The organism is Cupriavidus sp. P-10 (assembly GCF_003402535.2).
In the GTDB taxonomy this organism is placed as follows: domain Bacteria; phylum Pseudomonadota; class Gammaproteobacteria; order Burkholderiales; family Burkholderiaceae; genus Cupriavidus.
The window spans coordinates 1093215-1110934 of sequence record NZ_AP025170.1; the positions used below are offsets into that span (position 1 = coordinate 1093215).

Below are 17720 nucleotides of genomic sequence, written 5' to 3' on the forward strand. Positions count from 1 at the left end.
ACCAAGCCAGGCCGCAGGCAGCATCAGAGATTCAGCGCGACAGCGCGTAGCCGATGCGGAACTGCCAGGGCAGTTTGTGGTTGTAGTCGAGCAGGCTTTCGCCATAGCCGACGAAATAACCCGCCATCAGGTAGCCCGCGGTACCCGGCAGCAGCCGCGCCAACGGGTAGGTGAGCTGCGCATCGACGCTGCCGTACCACTTGCGCGTGCCCTTGCGCAGCGTGGCGGAAAACTCCCACGAATCCGGACGCCCATACGCAATGCCCAGGTCCATATACCCGCGATAGTGGGCGATGTCAGGGTTATCGCCCTTTTCCACGTAGGCATAGAGCTTGGGCGCGACGCGCCAGTGCCAGTCGTTCTGGTCGCCGAAGTAGAACGTCGGCTTGACGAACACCGTGTTGATGCTGCGCGACTCGCTGCCGCTGCGGCCGTTGGACTCGTGCTCCACGCCGGCCGCCAGCGACAGCCGGCTGACGGCGCGGTTGCGCACGCCGGTATCCGACAGGTAGTAGAACAGGCTCGGACGGTAATTGGTGTCGCGAAACGGCTTGGACTGCTCTGACAGATCCCACAGCGAAAACTGGGTATAGCCGAGGTAGAGGTTGTCGAACAGGCTCTTCGATGCCGGATCCTCGCCCTCGAAGATCCGGTACTTGAAGCTGAACTGGAACTTTGCGTTGGCGCCGTCGTGGGCGCCGACGGTGAAGAACATCGGATCGTAGAACGACAGGCGCGCGCTGTCGCGCAGGTCTGCCGGTGCCGGGGCGATGGCGCTGGCGCTGGTCACCGGCGTGACGGGAACCGGCGCAGCCTCCGCGCCTTCGCCGGCAGGCGCCGGCGTCGCGGCCACCGCAGGCGGGGAGGTAGTGGCCGCGGTGGCGGCTTCGCCCGGCTGGGGCAGCCGGTTCAGCGTGACCAGCACCGGTGCGGCATCGATGCCGGTTGCATCCAGCCGCACCTGGCCGCGCAACTGCGGCGGCAGCGTCGCGGTGTAGCGGATGGCGCGGTGCTCGCCGCGGCGCAGGCTGACCATGGCCGGCCCGGATACCTCGCGCCAGAGCACCAGCCGCACCGGCGCCTGCATTTCGCTTGAGGCCGTCACTTCCAGGGTGTCGGGGATCCGGTAGCGCCGCGTTGCGCCGTCGGCGCTGACCACCAGCGTCAGCACCAGCGGCTGGTTGCCGTCGATGACGCGCGGCGGTTGCAGCAGCGCTACGCCGGCGTGGGCGGCCAGAGGCCAGGCCAGCGCCAGGGAGAAGGACAGGGATAGGCACAGAGGGGCGACGACGCGGCTGGCGGACGCCAGGCCGCGCCGGCGGGGCAGGGTCACTCGGGACATAAATCTGATACCGCGGGGCGCCGATGTGCGGCGCGCGCGGTCTAGGAAATTTCGGAACCCGCAGAGCCTACCACGCGGTAGAAAGCGGGTTGTGACGAAATGTACGCAGCGGGATTTGCGTGGCGGGCTCAGCGCATTGCACGCCGGCGCACGCTGTCGACGTATTGGTCGCCATCTGGCGGCAGGCCGCTGCGCTGTGCCTGCCACAGCATCTCGCCCAGGCATTCCATCACCTGGTGCTGGGCCTCGTGCGGCGAATCGAGCCGGCGCGCGAGCGCCTCATAGGCCTCCCGGATTCCGCGCGGCTGGTCGACCGAAACCTGTTCCGAAATCGACAGGTGCATCGCCAGGTGCAGGAACGGGTTGGTCTGGCCTTGCTCCGGGGTGTAGTCCTGCGTCAGCGCGCCTTCGGTGTCGCGCAGCAGTTCGTGGTACTCGGGATGCTCGCCGATCCAGTCGACGGCAATGACTTCAAGCGGCGTCAGCACGCTGCCCGCAATCTGCTTCTGCCAGGCTTCGCAGAAGAAACGGCGGACTTCTTCTCGTGAGGGATTAAACATGGTGGCGCCATTGTAAACGAGGGCCGCGGCGAGCGCTGGCGGCCCGGCGGTGCCAAGTAGAATGCGGGATCGCCGACTTCCCGCCATCTTCATGACCGCCTCCGCCTCCACGACCGCCCAGGAACAGGCCCGCGCCAAGCTTGTCGGGGTGCTGCTGATCGCGGTGTCGGCCAGCGCCTTCGGCGCGATGGCGATCTTTGCGCGTTTTGCCTACGCCGCCGGTGCCGACGTCTACGGCCTGCTGTTGGTGCGCTTCGTGCTGGCGGCCGTGGCACTGGCCTGGGTGATGCGCACGCGCGGCATCGGCCTGCCGCCGTTGCGGCGCGTGCTGGCGCTGGCGGCGATGGGCGGCATCGGCTACGTGGGCCAGTCGTTCTGCTTTTTCAGCGCGCTGAACCACGCGCAAGCCAGCCTGGTGGCGCTGCTGCTGTACCTGTATCCGTTGTTCGTGACAATCCTGGCCGCGGTGTTCCTGAAGGAGAGGCTGACCACGGCGGCCGTGATCGCGCTGGTGCTGTGCTCGGTGGGAGCTGGCCTGACCGTCGGCGGGGGCGAGGGTTCGCCGCTGGGCATCGCGTTGGGGCTGGCGGCGGCGGTGATCTATTCGGTCTACATCATCGTCGGCGCGCGCGTGACGGCCGGCGTCAACCCGATCGCCACGACCACGGTGATCTGCACCGCGGCCGCGCTGGTCTACGGCGTGGTCGGGTTGTTGCGCCTCGGCGCGGGGGTGCCGCCGCAGTTCCCGGCCAGCGCCGGCGGCTGGCTGGCACTGGCGGCGATCGCGCTGCTGTCGACGGTGCTGGCGATCCTGACCTTCTTCGCCGGGCTGCAACGGCTCGGCGCGGCGCAGGCTTCGATGTTGTCGACGCTCGAACCGGTGGTCACGGTGCTGCTGGCGGCGTTGTTGCTGGGCGAGCATATCGGCGGCACGCAGGCGGTGGGCGGTGGGATGATCCTGGTAGGCGTGCTGTGGCTGACGCGGCGCAGCAGCGCGCCGGCGCCGGCCCGCGGGGATATGCAAGAGAATTGAACGGGTTGGTCAAAGACACTGGCGCGGCACATCCCGGGGCTTGGGTAAAATCGCCGCTTCTTACACATCACGGATAGGAAGAGCCGCATGTCCCAGATCGACCAAGCCGCGCTGGCGCAACTGTTCACCGAGGCCCGCACCCACAACGTGTGGCAGGACCGCCATGTGGACGACGCCGTCCTGCACCAGATCTATGACGCGATGAAGTTTGGCCCGACCGCCGCCAACAGCGGCCCGGCCCGCATCGTCTTCGTCAAGAGCGCCGCCGAGAAGGCGCGCCTGGTGGAGTGCGTGTCGGCCGGCAACGTCGAGAAGACCCGCTCCGCGCCGGTCACCGCGATCATCGCCTTCGACAAGGCCTTCCACGACCAGTTGCCGCGCCTGTTCCCGCACGCCGACGCGCGTGCCTGGTATGCCGGCAACGAGCAGAAAATCGCCCGCGACGCCCTGATGAACAGCTCGCTGCAAGGCGGCTACTTCATCCTGGCCGCACGTGCGCTGGGCCTGGATTGCGGCCCGATGGCCGGTTTCGACGCCGACAAGGTCAACGCGGCCTTCTTCCCCGATGGCAAGTGGTCGGTCAACTTCCTGGTCAACCTGGGCTACGGCGTTGCCGAGAAGCTGCATCCGCGCCTGCCGCGCCTGTCGTTCGACGAAGCCTGCCGCATCGTCTGAAGACGCCCCGCGCGGGTGGCGCCGCGAATTAAAAAAGCGACTCCTGGGGTCGCTTTTTTCATGGCGCGCGGCAACGTCAGGCAGTCCATTCCTGCGCGGGGCGGCAGGCGAGGTAACGGCCGGGTTCGGCAATGCCGAGCCGGGCGCGCGCCGCGTCGAGCGGTTCGTGCAACAGCTTTTCGTAGTCCTCGCCCAGCAGCCACCCGGCGCGGCGGCCCAGCCGGTAGCCTTCCAGCACCGCGCGTGCAAAGGCCAGGCTGCCGGTCACGCGCAGGCTCTTCAGCGATGCCGCGATGGCGATGAATGCCCATCCCTTGCCGCCGGTCTGCGCGTAGCTGAACGCCACCAGCGCGGCTTCGCCCAGGCTTTCGTCGGCCCGGTAGCCGGTGAGCACATGCCAGATGTCATGGATGTCGCGGGTACGCCGGCCGAACCACAGATAGGCGTCCTCAATCACCGGCTCCTGGTCGAGGTTCGACACCTTGGCCAGGCCGTCCGCGCTGTAGCCGGTCTTTTCCAGGAACGTGCGATAGGCCGCGCCGACCGTGCCCGGGGCGAAGCTGGCGACATAGGCGGGATCGGACAGGCGCTCGGCCAGTTCGATGCGCTGGTAGACCATGCGCCGGCCATCGTGCGTGCCCAGCAGGCGGCTGAAGTTGCGCGGCATCGACGGGCCGTTCAGCGCGCGCATGATGCGGAATACCTGCTCGGTGTCGTTGCCGTTCGCCAGCAGCTTGCGCACGGCCCGGAACGCGGCGAAGACGTCTTGCTTGTAGGGATTGGAAACGGTTGGGGTAGTCATGGCAGGACTCCGTGAATCAGGCGAACTGGGCCGGGCTGGGGGCCGGCGCATGCAGTGGCGCGGCGGCGTCGCGGACAAAGTCGACACAGGTGTCGATGGCGGTCACCGGCAGCATATGGCCGCCACTGACCAGCGTCAGTGTCGCGCCCGGCACCCTGGCCACCAGCGCTTCGCCATGCTCGGCATAGTCGAGGATGCGGTCATCGCTGCCGTACAGTACGCTCACCGGCACACGCAGCGAGCCATAGTGCTGCAGCAGCGCCGGCAGGCTTTGCGCGGCACCGATCAGGTCTTCCGACGCGGCCAGGAAGTGGTCTGGCCGCAGCGCCAGCAGGCCGCCACCCCGGATCGGGAAGTCGAGCGGGAACGGGTCGGGACCGAACACGATATCCATGACTGCCTCGCGCCGCCGAACCGACATCGGCACCACCAGCGTCCACGCCAGCAGCCGGCGCAATGCGCGCGGCACGGTCATCGCCTGGAATACCGGCGAAATCGCCTTGGGCGGGTGCGTCAGCGGCGCGATCAGGGCCAGCCCGCCGACGCGCTCGGGGTGGTAGGCGGCCAGCGCGAGTGCGATCGCACCACCCAGCGAGTGGCCGACCACCAGCGGCTTTTCCAGGCCGAGCTGGCCGCACAGCGCGGCGAGGGCGGCGGCCTGTGCCGGCAAATCCGCCGCAGTGCCCGCCACGCGCGTCGAGTGGCCCGCGCCGGGGCGGTCGACGGCGATCACGCGGAAATGCCGGGCGAGCGGATCGATCATGCCGTAGCCGAAATTCTCCAGCTGGCCCGAGAGTCCATGCACCAGCAGCACGGCGGGACCCTGGCCGCGCTCGACCACATGCAGCCGTGCGCCGGGCACGTCGACAAAGCGGCCGCGTGGCGGCATCGCGGCCTCGATGCGCCGGACGGTGCGTAACGTGTACAGCCAAAGCGCCGCACCCGGCAGCACGAGCAGCGCGATCAGCACGCCAGCGACGGTCAGCGCGATGGTCACGATTGCACCTCGCTGGCGGCGACGGCCGGCACGGCATTGGTTTCTGTGGCGCCCTGGCTGTCCCGGTGGGGCCGGCTAGCCTGGGTCAAGCGAGGCGGGACATCGAACTGCAGCACGCCGTCGGCGATGCGCCCGTGCCGGATCGTCAGCATGTCTTTCAGGTAGTTCTGGTAGACGCGCCATGGCTTGCGGTCCCCCTGCCGGGGCAGCACGGTGGCGGCGCGTTGCACATAGCCCGAGGTGAAGTCCAGGAACGGCGTGGGCTGCATGCCGGCGTGCGCGCTCGGCATCGCCATGCGGTGGCCATGGCGGTCCATATGGCGCAGCAGGCGGCAGACGTATTCGGCGGTGAGGTCTGCCTTGAGCGTCCACGAGGCGTTGGTGTAGCCGAAGGCGAGCACGAGATTGGGTACGTCGCTCAGCATCATTCCCTTGTACGCGAAGGACTCGGCGGGGCGGCGCGGCGCACCGTCGACGCTGACCGCGATATCGCCCAGCATGTTCAGCTTCAACCCGGTCGCCACGACCACGATATCCGTGGGGAGCGTCTTGCCGCCGGCCAGCACGACCCCGTCTTCGGTGAATCGTTCGATGGTGCCGGTCTCCACCGTGGCGAGCCCATTGCGGATCGCGCCGAACAGGTCGCCATCGGGCACCAGGCACAGGCGCTGGTCCCACGGGTTGTAGCGGGGTGTGAAATGGGTAGCGACGTCGAAGTCCGGTGCCAGCTGCGCCGCCGCCATGCCGATCAGCTTTGCCCTGGTGCGCTCCGGCCGCCGCCGCGCCAGCTGGAAGAACAGCATGCCGAGCAGCACGTTCTTCCAGCGCGTGGCGCCGTAGGCCAGCCGCTCGGGCAGCAGCCGGCGCAGCTTGTGGGCGATCGCGTCCTCGGCGGGGCGCGTCACGATGTAGGTGGGCGAGCGTTGCAGCATGGTCACGTGCGCCGCGCGCTTTGCCATCTCCGGCACCAGCGTGACCGCGGTGGCGCCGCTGCCGATCACCACCACGCGCTTGCCGCCGTAGTCGAGCGATTCGTCCCAGAACTGCGGATGCACGATGCGCCCGCGGAAGCGATCCTCGCCGGCAAAAGCCGGGCGGTGGCCTTCGGCATAGCTGTAATAGCCGGCGCAGACATAGAGCAAACGGGCGCGCAGGTGCACCCGGGTGTGATCCATCGTGCGCTCTGCCTCGACCGTCCAGCAGGCCGCCGCGCTGTCCCATGCGGCGCTGACGACCTTGTGGCCGAAGCGGATATGCGGCGTGATGCCGGCTTCCGCGGCGGTCTCGCGGATATAGGCGCGGATCGACGGCCCGTCGGCGATGGCCTTGGCGCCACGCCAGGGCTTGAAGCGGTAGCCCAGCGTGTACATGTCCGAGTCGGAGCGGATACCGGGGTAGCGGAACAGGTCCCAGGTGCCGCCGATGGCGTCCCGTGCCTCCAGGATGGCATAGCGCTTGCCGGGGCAGCGCATCTGCAGGTGGCGCGCGGCGCCGATGCCGGACAGGCCGGCGCCTACGATCAGGACATCCAGGACGGCATCATCGGGACGGGCGGCGGTCATGTCAGGCATCCGGGGCGAATGGAGCTTCTGACAACATAGGTTGTCAGAAGCGATATGACAAGGCATCTGACAATAGGGAATGTCATAATGGCACGCATGACCACCGAGCTCGTCCCTGCACGCCGCTATCGCGGCGCCGAAGCCGAAGAACGGCGCGCGCAGCGCCGGGGCCAGCTGATTGCCGCGGCGGTGCAGGTCTATGGCGAACGTGGCTACCAGAACGCCACGGTCAAGGCCGTGTGCGAGGCCGCCGGCCTGACCGAGCGCTATTTCTACGAGTCATTCGCCAACAGCGAGGCCCTGCTGCTGGCGTCGTTCCAGGCTGTCACCCACCGCTTGCTGCAGACACTGGCCCGCGCCGGGGAGGCCGCAGCCGGCGACGGCCCCAACCGGGCGCTGGCGATGCTGCGCGCCTATTTCGGGGCGCTGCAGTGCGAACCGCGTTCGGCGCGCGTGTTCTTGGTAGAGATCCGCGGCGTCAGCAAGCTGGTCGACGGCGCGCTGGCGGATTCTCTGAGCGAATTTGGCGGCCTGCTGGCGCAAGCGCTGCTGCCGCCGGGCCGGCGGCTCGATCCCTTGCTGACCGCGGGCGTGGCGGGCGGAGTGATCCACGTCGCGCTGCGCTGGATCGGACAGGGCTATACGCCCGACGTTGAGGTGGTGGCACGTACGGCGCTGCAACTGGCCATGGTGCTGGCGCGCGAGCCGGACTGAAGCCGGCCGGCAGCGCTTACAGTTGCGGCGCTTCAGTCTTTTCCCGGAACTCGCATAGCGGCTCGATCACGCAGTGCCAGCATTCCGGCTTGCGCGCCTTGCACACGTACCGGCCGTGCAGGATCAGCCAGTGGTGCGCATCGTGCAGGAATTCATGCGGCACGCACTTGAGCAGCTTCTGCTCGACCACCTGCACGTTTTTGCCGGGCGCCAGCCCGGTGCGGTTCGAGACCCGGAAGATATGCGTATCGACCGCGATGGTGGGCTCGCCGAAGGCCGTGTTGAGGACCACGTTGGCGGTCTTGCGGCCCACGCCCGGCAGCGCTTCCAGCGCTTCGCGGTCGGGCGGCACCTTGCCGCCGTGCCGCTCGACCAGGATGCGGCAGGTCTCGATGACATGCTTCGCCTTGGTCTTGTACAGGCCGATGGTCTTGATGTATTCGCTCAGCCCGGCCTCGCCGAGGTCGAGCATCTGCTGGGGCGTGTGCGCGATCGGGAACAGCCGGCGCGTGGCCTTGTTGACGCCGACGTCGGTGGCCTGCGCCGACAGCAGCACGGCAATCAGCAGCTCGAACGGCGAGCTGTATTCCAGTTCAGTGGTCGGGGCCGGGTTGACTTCGCGCAGCGTCTCGAAAATGGCACGGCACTTGGCGGCGTTCATTGCTGTGGTTCTGGGTCGGGTTTGGCGTCCGGGCCGGCAGCCGGCCCCGTCAGGCCGGCGCGCGCACGGCGCGCTTCGGCGGCATCGATCTGGGCCTGCACCGCAGGCGACACATTCTCCGTATTGCGCGGCTGCGCGGCCTGCTGCTTCTGGCGGGCGCGCTCGATCGCAGCCTGGATGATGGCGCGCTTGCGTTCCTGCGCGGCGCGCTCGGTGTCGTCTTGCGGCGCTTCGGCCTGAACCGCGGCCAGCTTGGCCGCGGCCTTGGCGGCCAGGCGCGCGTCGTTTTCCTCGCGCTCGCGCACCAGCCGGGCCTGGCGCTCCAGGTAGCGCGCGTGGGCCGCGTCGGCCTGGGCCTGTGACCACGCGTCCCAGCCAGTGCGCTCGCCGGTGACCGGGATCATGGCGATGCAGTCGACGGGGCAGGGCGCCACGCACAGGTCGCAGCCGGTGCACAGCTCGGGAATCACCGTATGCATCTGCTTGGCGGCGCCGGCAATGGCGTCAACCGGGCATGCCTGGATGCAAAGGGTGCATCCGATGCACAGGCTCTCGTCGATCAGCGCGACCGCGCGCGGTTGCTCGGTGCCGCGTTCGGGATCGAGCGGCATGGGTTCGACGCCGAGCAACCCGGCCAGCCGGCGTACCCCATCCGCGCCACCCGGCGGGCAGCGGTTGCAGGCCGCTTCGCCGGCGGCCATGGCCTCGGCATAGGGGCGGCAGCCGTTGAATCCGCATTTGGTGCACTGGGTCTGGGGCAGCAGGGCTTCGATGCGATCGGCAAGGGTCTTGACGGCAGGATTCACGACGACGGGCTGGAAATCAGGGGGCAAACCGGATTGGACGGGACAAGGGACATTTTGGGCGCGATGGGCGCAAATGGCGCTGTGCGTTGTTGCCGACATAACTGCGGCCCGGCAGACACCCGGCGTGCAAGCGTCGGCGCACAAAGGTCCGGCGAAACCGTCGCCGGCGGGCCTCAGCGGCCCGGTCGGGCTTCTTCGAGCCCTCGCGCCGCAAGGATTATCCCCGATTTCGCCGATGGACAGAAACGGCGATGATGCGCGTCGCGCAGCCGGACTGCCGCATTCCGGCGTGTGCCATAATCCGCGCAACGATCGACCTGCCATCCATGTCAACAGAGACCAAGACCAAACGCGACCCCGAAGGGACGCGCCGACGCATCCTCGCCGCGGCCACCGAGGAATTCGCCAAGGGTGGTCTGGCCGGCGCCCGCGTCGACCAGATTGCCCGGCGCGCGGAAACCAACGAGCGCATGCTGTATTACTACTACGGCAGCAAGGAAGGGCTGTTCCTGGCGGTGCTGGAAAAACAGTACGCCGAATTCCGCGCCGCCGAAGAGAAGCTACACCTGGTCGACGAAGACCCGATCGCCGGCGTGCGCGCGCTGGCCCGTTTTGTCTGGGACTGGTACTACGAGCATCCCGAGTTCATCCGCCTGATCAACAGCGAGAACCTGCACGAAGCCCGCCACCTGAAGAAATCGGCGCAACTGCAGCAGCTGATCAACCCGGTCGTGGACGTGCTGGCCGACGTGATCCACCGCGGCCAGCAGCAGGGCGTGTTCCGCGACCACATCGACGTGCCGCAGTTCTACCTGACGATCTCGGCGCTGGGCTACTACGTGCTGTCCAACCGCTACACCATCAGTGCCGTGACCGGGCGCGACGTGGCGTCGCAGCACGAGCACGAGCGCTTTGCCGAGCTGCATACCGAGATGCTGCTCTGCTACCTGAAGCGCTGAGGCTGTCCCGAGAGCGCGCATAAGAAGAAACGCCCGCGATTGCGGGCGTTGTCTTGTCTGCGGCAGCGTTACTTCGCCACGGGCTGGTGGTACTTGCGGATGAAATCGCGCAGGTCCGGATAGATGTCCTCGCGCCAGCGGCGGCCCGAGAAAATCCCGTAGTGGCCGCAACGCGGCGCGGTGATGTGCTGCTTGCGGTTTTTCGGGATGCCGCTGCACAGGTCGTGCGCGGCGGCGGTCTGGCCCGCGCCAGAGATATCGTCCAGTTCGCCCTCTACCGTCATCAGCGCGGTGGCCTTGATATCCTGCGGGCGCACCGGCTTGCCATCGATGGACCACGTGCCGTTGGCCAGGCGGAATTCCTGGAACACTTCGCGGATGGTGTCGAGGTAATACTCGGCGGCCATGTCCAGCACCGCGTTGTATTCGTCGTAGAAGCGCACATGCGCCTCGGCGTCGTCGGCGTCGCCCTCGACCAGGCTCAGGTAATAGTCATAGTGCGAGGACAGGTGCCGGTCCGGGTTCATCGCCACGAAGCCGGCATGCTGCAGGAAGCCCGGGTACACGCGGCGCCCATGGCCGGCGTAGTTGGCCGGCACGGTGTAGATCACGTTGTTCTCGAACCACTCGAACGACTTGTTGGTGGCCAGCGAGTTGACGGCGGTCGGGCTCTTGCGGGCATCGATCGGGCCGCCCATCATGGTCATGGTGCGTGGCGTGGTCTCGCCGGCGGAAGCCATCAGCGAGATCGCGGCCAGCACCGGCACGGTCGGCTGGCACACCGAAACCACATGCAGGTTCTCGGCGCCGATATGGCGGATGAACTCCTGGATGTAGTAGATGTAGTCCGAAAGGTGGAAGGCGCCGTCTTCAATTGGCACCATGCGCGCGTCGATCCAGTCGGTCACGTAGACCTTGTGGTCCTGCAGCAGCGTGCGCACGGTGTCGCGCAGCAGCGTGGCATGGTGGCCCGACAGCGGCGCACACACCAGCACCACCGGCTCGTCCTTCAGCAGCTTGATGGTTTCCGGATCGTCGGCATAGCGCTTGAAGCGCAGCAGCTTGCAGAACGGCTTTTCCAGCACGGACTGCTCGACGATGGGGATGTCGCGCCCGTTGGAGCGCACCGACCTGATGTCGAACGCGGGTTTTTCGTATTCCTTGCCGAGCCGGTACAGCAGCTCGTAGCCCGCGGCCAGGCGAGGGGCGCCTGGCACCAGAGACATCGGGCTGAGTGGATTGGTGAAAGTCTTGGCGGTCGCCTGGGCCCACGCGGTGAGCGGGTGCAGGATCGAGCGCTGGAACTCGTGCAATTGGTAGAGCATGCCGTTTCTGCCTGGTCTTACTTTTGGTCACGTACCACCAAGTACTAATGTACTGACAATACACCTAGGATCGCGTCGCGGATTATGCCCGTTCTCGAACGACCGTGCTAACGATCTTGCTTTGCAGCATATACCTTAAGGTACATCCCTATGCGCGGAACACAATAAGGCATTGGCCTGATTTTTGGATGACACGTCCTACAAAACTGAAAACAAATGCAAAAAGCGGCCGGGGCCGCTTTTTTTGTGACGCTTTGTGACGTTGACGCCAGTTGCCATGCGTTGCCGCCCGTTGCCGTGCAGCAACGCCTGCAACGTTACATCACTGCTGCGATCGCATCGACCACCGCGTCGATATTGCGGCTGTTCAGCGCAGCCACGCAGATGCGGCCGGTGCCGACGGCGTAGATGCCGTGCTCATTGCGCAGGCGGTCCACCTGGGCCGAGGTCAGGCCCGAGTACGAGAACATGCCGCGCTGGGCCTTGACGAAGGAGAAGTCACCCGGCACGCCCTTGGCGGCCAGCTTGTCCACCAGCGCATGGCGCATCAGCTTGATGCGGTCGCGCATCTCGGCCAGCTCTTCTTCCCACATGGCGCGCAGTTCCGGGCTGTTCAGCACGGTGGCGACCACGGTGCCGCCGTGCGTCGGCGGGTTGGAGTAGTTGGTGCGGATCACGCGCTTGACCTGCGACATCACGCGCTGGGCTTCTTCCTTGCCGGTGGTGACGATCGACAGCGCGCCCACGCGCTCGCCGTACAGCGAGAAGCTCTTGGAGAACGAGCTCGACACGAAGAAGGGCAGGCCGGAGTCGGCGAACAGGCGCACGGCGGCACCGTCGGCGTCGATGCCGTCGGCGAAGCCCTGGTAGGCCATGTCCAGGAACGGGATCAGGTTGCGTTCCTTGATCAGTCCCACCACTTGCTGCCACTGCTCGGCCGACAGGTCCACGCCGGTCGGGTTATGGCAGCAGGCATGCAGCACGACGATGGTGTTGGCCGGGTACGACTTCAGCGATTCCACCATGCCGGCGAAGTTCAGGCCGTGGCTGGCGGCATCGTAATAGGCGTAGTTGACCACCGGGAAGCCGGCGGCCTCGAACAGGGCGCGGTGGTTTTCCCAGCTCGGGTCGCTGATGGCGACCTTGGCGTCCGGGTACAGGCGCTTGAGGAAGTCGGCGCCGATCTTCAGCGCGCCGGTGCCGCCCAGTGCCTGGGCCGTCACAACGCGGCCTTCGGTGATCAGCGGCGATTCCTTGCCGAACAGCAGCGTCTGCACGGCCTGGTCATAGGCGGCGATGCCTTCGATCGGCAGGTAGCCACGCGGGGTGGCGGTGGTCAGTCGGGCCTTTTCTGCCTCCTGGACGGCGCGCAGCAGCGGGATTTTCCCTTCGTCGGTGAAGTACACGCCAACGCCCAGGTTGACCTTGGTGGCGCGGGTGTCGGCATTGAAGGCTTCGTTGAGGCCCAGGATCGGGTCGCGCGGGGCCATCTCGACGGCAGAAAACAAACTCATTTGGAATCTCGTGGTCGGCAATGAAAGAAAACGGGAAGGCGTAGAATGCTCCGGACTGCGCTGCGGCTGGCAGGCCCCGTTCCGTTCTGGGCGGAATCGGCCCCACGCCGTTGGAAACGGCTTGAAGCGGGGGCTGTCAACCCCAAGATTCTAGCGTATCCGCCCGTTTTCCTGAGGTTTTTCCCTAATCTCGCCATCACTTCTTTCGTTACTTCTTTATTACTTCTCCCGCTATTCCGCCCCCTATGTCGAACCTCGCAGAAGCCGCGCCGGCCCTGGACGAAAGCAAATTCGTCACATTTTCCGGCTCCCCGTTCCAGCTGTACCAGCCGTTCGCGCCCGCCGGCGACCAGCCGGAAGCGATCCGCCAGCTGGTGGAAGGGGTGGAGGACGGCCTGTCGTACCAGACACTGCTGGGCGTGACCGGATCGGGCAAGACCTTCACCATGGCCAACGTGATCGCCCGGATGGGACGGCCGGCGATCGTGTTCGCGCCCAACAAGACGCTGGCGGCCCAGCTCTACGCCGAGTTCCGCGAGTTTTTCCCGCGCAATGCGGTCGAGTACTTCGTCAGCTACTACGACTACTACCAGCCTGAGGCTTACGTCCCGCAGCGCGACCTGTTCATCGAGAAAGACTCGTCGATCAACGAGCATATCGAGCAGATGCGGCTGTCGGCGACCAAGAGCCTGCTGGAGCGCCGCGACACGGTGATCGTGGCGACGGTCTCGGCGATCTATGGTATCGGCAACCCGAACGAATACCACCAGATGATTCTCACTTTGCGGGCCGGCGACAAGATCAGCCAGCGCGATGTGATCGCGCGCCTGATCGCCATGCAATACACCCGCAACGAGACCGATTTCCAGCGCGGCACGTTCCGCGTGCGCGGCGACACCATCGACATCTTCCCGGCCGAACACGCCGAGATGGCGGTGCGGCTGGAGATGTTCGACGACGAAGTGGAATCGCTCCAGTTCTTCGATCCATTGACCGGCCGCGTGAAGCAGAAGATCCCGCGCTTCACGGTCTACCCGTCGAGCCACTACGTGACGCCGCGCGAGACCGTGCTGCGCGCGATCGAGGCGATCAAGGACGAATTGCGCGGCCGGCTGGAGTTCTTCCACAAGGAAAACCGGCTGGTCGAGGCCCAGCGGCTGGAGCAGCGTACCCGCTTCGATCTCGAAATGCTTTCGGAGCTGGGCTTTTGCAAGGGCATCGAGAACTATTCGCGCCACCTGTCCGGCGCGCGCCCCGGGGAACCGCCGCCGACGCTGGTCGACTACCTGCCGTCCGACGCGCTGATGTTCCTGGATGAGTCGCACGTGCTGATCGGCCAGCTCAACGGCATGTACAACGGTGACCGCGCGCGCAAGACCACGCTGGTCGAGTACGGCTTCCGGCTGCCGTCGGCGCTGGACAACCGGCCGCTCAAGTTCGACGAGTTCGAGGGCAAGATGCGCCAGGTAATGTTTGTCTCGGCGACACCGGCGCAGTTCGAGCAGGAGCATGCCGGGCAGGTGGTGGAGCAGGTGGTGCGCCCGACCGGGCTGGTCGACCCGACCATCATCGTGCGTCCGGCGACCACGCAGGTGGACGACCTGCTGTCGGAAATCCACGCGCGCGTGGAGGTCAACGAGCGTGTGCTGGTGACCACGCTGACCAAGCGCATGGCCGAGCAGCTGACCGAGTTCCTGTCCGAGAACGGCGTCAAGGTGCGCTACCTGCACTCGGACATCGACACGGTGGAGCGCGTCGAGATCATCCGCGACCTGCGCCTGGGTACCTTTGACGTGCTGGTCGGCATCAACCTGCTGCGCGAGGGTTTGGATATCCCCGAAGTCTCGCTGGTGGCGATCCTGGATGCCGACAAGGAAGGCTTCCTGCGCGCCGAGCGCTCGCTGATCCAGACCATCGGCCGCGCCGCGCGCAACGTCAATGGCGCCGCCATCCTGTATGCCGACCGCATGACCGAGTCGATGCGCAAGGCCATCAGCGAGACCGAGCGCCGCCGCGCCAAGCAGATGGCCTTCAACGAGGCCAACGGCATCATTCCGCGCGGCGTGGTCAAGCGCATCAAGGACATCATCGACGGCGTCTACAACGCCAGCGATGCCAAGGCCGAGCTGCAGGCCGCGCAGGAGCAGGCGCGCTACGAGGATATGAGCGAAAAGCAGGTGTCTAAGGAAATCAAGCGCCTGGAAAAACTCATGCTCGACCATGCCCGCAACCTGGAATTCGAGCAGGCGGCGCAGGTGCGCGACCAGTTGGCCAAGCTCAAGGCGCAGGTGTTCGGCGCCAGCGGCGAGGGCGCGCTGCCGCCCGCCTGAACCTGCGCCACGGGGCGGGCGTGCGGCGTGGCTGGCCTATAGTGAAATGCGTCAGGACCGATCCCGGAGACGCATCATGGTAAAGCTTGGCCTGTGGGTGCCGCTGGAGGCGCGACCCGGCAAGGAACAGGAAGTCGATCAGTTCCTGCGCGACGGACTGGCGCTGGTGCAGCAGGAGGCCGGTACTGCGGCCTGGTTCGCGCTGCGGCTGGGGCCGTCGATGTTCGGCATCTTCGATGCCTTTGCCGACGAGTCCGCGCGCGACGCACACCTGTCTGGCAAGGTTGCCGCCGCGCTGATGGCCAGGGCGCCGGAACTGTTCATGGGTACGCCGCCGATCCAGAAGCTGGAGGTGCTGGCGGCCAAGCTGCCAGGGTGAACCGGGCGCAAGGAGCTGCCATGGAACGCCAATTCGAGTACGGAGGCTACCTGGTCGTGGCCAGCGCGGTGCCAAATGCCGCAGGCGGTTTTGCCGGGCAGATGCGCATTGCCGACGCCTTTGGCGAGCCGGCCGGCCCTACCTACGAGGCCATTGCCGGCGATGCGCCCACGCAGGAGGCGGCTGTTGCACTGGCCGAGGCCGCGGCGATGCGGGCCATCGATGCCGGCGAGGTCAACTAGCCGTCCGCCCCGTCCCATTTCCCGAGGAGAACACACAATGGCCGAAATCGGCGAGTGGAAGAAGAAGGTCTATGAAACCCACGAGGTGCAGGTGCAGGTCAGGCAACGCTCGCAGAGCGAATGGTCGTACACGGTGCGCGTCTGCCGCCCGGGGACCAATATCCGCGCCGCCGGCACGCTGACCGAGACTTCGCGCATCACCGATCATTTCAAATCCGCCGAAGCCGCCGCGGTGGCCGGGTTTGCGCATGGCGAGCGCCTGGCCAGGCAGCTCGCTTAGGCAGGGCCCGGCGCCACGGCGCGAGCCGGCGAGCATCGGCGGCTTGCTCCGGACAGGCGGCTAGAATTGCGCCTCGCCTAATCTACCGGGCAGGCCGGCAGGCAGGGAGCCTTGAGCGCCACGCCGTGGCCGCGCTTGCGCTTTCACCAGCCCACGCTGTCGATCGACCGATGAAAAAATACGCCATCCTGATGTGTTGCATGGGCAACATCTGCCGTTCACCGACTGCGGAAGGCGTGCTGCGCGCCAAGCTTGCTGCAGCCGGGCTGGAGCCGCTGGTCGAACTGGACTCGGCCGGCACCCATGAGTACCACTTGGGCCGCGCGCCCGACCCGCGCACCCAGCGCGCCGCGCTGCGCCGCGGCTACGACCTGTCGGCGCTGCGCGCCCGCAAGGTCGGCCTGCCTGACTTTGACCGTTTCGACCTGATTTTGGCGATGGACCGCGAGAATCTCGCCGGCCTGACTCGGCTGCATCCCGATGCCGGCGACAAGGTGCGCCTGCTGATGAGCTTCGCCACTCTTCACGACGCCGACGAAGTGCCTGATCCGTACTACGGCGAGGGCGACGGTTTCGAGCGCGTGCTCGACTATGTCGAGGACGCCTGCGACGGACTGATCGCGATGCTTCGCCAGCACCTGCAAGACCCGGCCGGCTGAGCCGGCACCCGCGCGCATCCTCCCGCGGCCGGCGCTTCGCTCACGCAATTTGCGGCGGGTGGATCGCGCCGAGCCAAGCGCCGTCGTGCGGCGCCGCATCCTGAAACACCCGCTTTCGCTGGTCGTGCCGCCCCGCGCCGCAAGCCCGGAGAGGGTTGCCGGCGAGTGCAGCGCTTGATGCGCTGCGGCAGCGGTAGTTGACTGAATTAGTCGGGTACCTTTATACTTGACGGAAACGATCAAGTATTCGCTTTACCCCCAGAGCCCTGCACCATGAGACTGACCACCAAAGGCCGCTTCGCGGTCACTGCGATGATCGACCTGGCGATGCGCCAGGACCAGGGACCGGTGACGCTCGCCGGCATCAGCCAGCGGCAAAAGATCTCCCTGTCGTACCTGGAACAGCTGTTCGGCAAGCTGCGCCGGCATGAGATCGTCGAAAGCGTACGCGGTCCGGGCGGTGGCTACAGCCTGGCACGCAAGGCCGAAGACGTCACGGTGGCGGACATCATCATCGCCGTCGACGAGCCGCTGGACGCTACCCAGTGCGGCGGAAAGGGTAATTGTAACGGAGATGACGGCTCCGGGCGTTGCATGACCCACGAGTTGTGGGCAACGCTGAACCAGAAGATGGTCGAGTACCTCGACTCCGTCTCCCTCAAGAACCTGGTTGACCAGCAGCGCGCCCGCCAGCCGGCGGTGCTGCACGACATGCGCGAGGAAGCCGCGCAGCCGGCAACCGCCGCCGCGCGCGGCAAGGCCGACAAGCAGGAAAAGCCGGTCCGGGCGAGGGTGGTGAATTCAGTTTTCAGCCTGGCGCAGTCCTGACCCCCAAAGGCGCGACACAGGCAACGGTAGAAATCAGCGATCAGCGGTCCCT

The 17720-nt window shown here is 66.6% G+C and carries 19 protein-coding genes; 10 read left to right on the forward strand and 9 right to left on the reverse strand.

The window, feature by feature from the left end:
• Nucleotides 1-31 precede the first annotated feature (31 nt).
• Together CTP10_RS05060 and CTP10_RS05065 are read right to left on the reverse strand one after the other, a co-directional pair.
• Nucleotides 32-1342, reverse strand: coding sequence for a phospholipase A (locus tag CTP10_RS05060; RefSeq protein ID WP_116317602.1), 1311 nt, complete (start codon nt 1340-1342; stop codon nt 32-34).
• A 128-nt stretch (nt 1343-1470) separates the two neighbouring features.
• Complete coding sequence (locus CTP10_RS05065) at nt 1471-1902, reverse strand: DUF1841 family protein (RefSeq protein ID WP_116317603.1); 432 nt, start codon at nt 1900-1902, stop codon at nt 1471-1473.
• A gap of 91 nt (nt 1903-1993) precedes the next feature.
• Here CTP10_RS05065 and CTP10_RS05070 point away from each other — a divergent pair, with 91 nt between their 5' ends.
• Nucleotides 1994-2935 carry a DMT family transporter gene (locus tag CTP10_RS05070; protein WP_116317865.1) on the forward strand — a complete coding sequence of 314 codons (942 nt, stop codon included), beginning with the start codon at nt 1994-1996 and terminating at the stop codon, nt 2933-2935.
• Nucleotides 2936-3022: 87 nt separating this feature from the next.
• Nucleotides 3023-3610, forward strand: coding sequence for a malonic semialdehyde reductase (locus tag CTP10_RS05075; protein WP_116317604.1), 588 nt, complete (start codon nt 3023-3025; stop codon nt 3608-3610).
• 76 nt (nt 3611-3686) lie between these two features.
• Here the strand turns inward: CTP10_RS05075 and CTP10_RS05080 are convergent, their stop codons facing one another.
• From CTP10_RS05080 to CTP10_RS05090, 3 genes are read right to left on the reverse strand one after another with little or no spacing between them, the layout of a single operon-like run.
• On the reverse strand, nt 3687-4412 hold the full coding sequence (locus CTP10_RS05080) for a Coq4 family protein (RefSeq protein WP_116317605.1): 726 nt from the start codon (nt 4410-4412) through the stop codon (nt 3687-3689).
• A gap of 16 nt (nt 4413-4428) precedes the next feature.
• Nucleotides 4429-5409, reverse strand: a complete 981-nt coding sequence (locus tag CTP10_RS05085; protein ID WP_116317606.1) for an alpha/beta fold hydrolase — start codon at nt 5407-5409, stop codon at nt 4429-4431.
• On the reverse strand, nt 5406-6971 hold the full coding sequence (locus tag CTP10_RS05090; protein ID WP_116317607.1) for a flavin-containing monooxygenase: 1566 nt from the start codon (nt 6969-6971) through the stop codon (nt 5406-5408). Before CTP10_RS05090 ends, CTP10_RS05085 begins: the two co-directional genes overlap by 4 nt.
• Before the next feature lie 87 nt (nt 6972-7058).
• Here CTP10_RS05090 and CTP10_RS05095 point away from each other — a divergent pair, with 87 nt between their 5' ends.
• Nucleotides 7059-7685: a TetR/AcrR family transcriptional regulator gene (locus tag CTP10_RS05095; protein ID WP_116317608.1), complete on the forward strand. Its 627-nt coding sequence runs from the start codon at nt 7059-7061 to the stop codon at nt 7683-7685.
• 16 nt (nt 7686-7701) lie between these two features.
• Here the strand turns inward: CTP10_RS05095 and nth are convergent, their stop codons facing one another.
• Together nth and rsxB are read right to left on the reverse strand one after the other, a co-directional pair.
• Complete coding sequence (gene nth / locus CTP10_RS05100) at nt 7702-8346, reverse strand: endonuclease III (protein WP_116317609.1); 645 nt, start codon at nt 8344-8346, stop codon at nt 7702-7704.
• Complete coding sequence (rsxB, locus tag CTP10_RS05105; RefSeq protein WP_116317610.1) at nt 8343-9152, reverse strand: electron transport complex subunit RsxB; 810 nt, start codon at nt 9150-9152, stop codon at nt 8343-8345. Before rsxB ends, nth begins: the two co-directional genes overlap by 4 nt.
• Nucleotides 9153-9478: 326 nt before the next feature.
• On the opposite strand from rsxB, the gene CTP10_RS05110 reads away from it, so the two are divergent.
• Entirely contained in the window at nt 9479-10111 is a 633-nt protein-coding gene (locus tag CTP10_RS05110; protein ID WP_116317866.1) for a TetR family transcriptional regulator, read from the forward strand.
• A gap of 68 nt (nt 10112-10179) precedes the next feature.
• On the opposite strand, the gene CTP10_RS05115 is transcribed toward CTP10_RS05110, so the two are convergent.
• A complete protein-coding gene (locus tag CTP10_RS05115; RefSeq protein ID WP_116317611.1) occupies nt 10180-11436 on the reverse strand; it encodes a polyhydroxyalkanoate depolymerase in 1257 nt (418 codons plus the stop codon).
• A gap of 317 nt (nt 11437-11753) precedes the next feature.
• Nucleotides 11754-12950 (reverse strand): amino acid aminotransferase, encoded by a 1197-nt coding sequence (locus CTP10_RS05120; protein WP_116317612.1) that lies wholly within the window; start codon nt 12948-12950, stop codon nt 11754-11756.
• 245 nt (nt 12951-13195) lie between these two features.
• Here CTP10_RS05120 and uvrB point away from each other — a divergent pair, with 245 nt between their 5' ends.
• The 6 genes from uvrB to iscR all read left to right on the forward strand — a co-directional run bounded on the left by uvrB (nt 13196) and on the right by iscR (nt 17668).
• Nucleotides 13196-15280 carry an excinuclease ABC subunit UvrB gene (gene uvrB, locus CTP10_RS05125; protein WP_116317613.1) on the forward strand — a complete coding sequence of 695 codons (2085 nt, stop codon included), beginning with the start codon at nt 13196-13198 and terminating at the stop codon, nt 15278-15280.
• A 76-nt stretch (nt 15281-15356) separates the two neighbouring features.
• Entirely contained in the window at nt 15357-15659 is a 303-nt protein-coding gene (locus CTP10_RS05130; protein ID WP_116317614.1) for a putative quinol monooxygenase, read from the forward strand.
• Nucleotides 15660-15679: 20 nt separating this feature from the next.
• A complete protein-coding gene (locus CTP10_RS05135) occupies nt 15680-15901 on the forward strand; it encodes a hypothetical protein (protein WP_029046863.1) in 222 nt (73 codons plus the stop codon).
• A gap of 37 nt (nt 15902-15938) precedes the next feature.
• Nucleotides 15939-16181 (forward strand): hypothetical protein, encoded by a 243-nt coding sequence (locus CTP10_RS05140; protein ID WP_116317615.1) that lies wholly within the window; start codon nt 15939-15941, stop codon nt 16179-16181.
• Between the two features lie 170 nt (nt 16182-16351).
• Nucleotides 16352-16840 (forward strand): low molecular weight protein-tyrosine-phosphatase, encoded by a 489-nt coding sequence (locus CTP10_RS05145; protein WP_116317616.1) that lies wholly within the window; start codon nt 16352-16354, stop codon nt 16838-16840.
• 273 nt (nt 16841-17113) lie between these two features.
• A complete protein-coding gene (gene iscR / locus CTP10_RS05150) occupies nt 17114-17668 on the forward strand; it encodes a Fe-S cluster assembly transcriptional regulator IscR (protein WP_116317617.1) in 555 nt (184 codons plus the stop codon).
• Nucleotides 17669-17720: the final 52 nt, after the last annotated feature.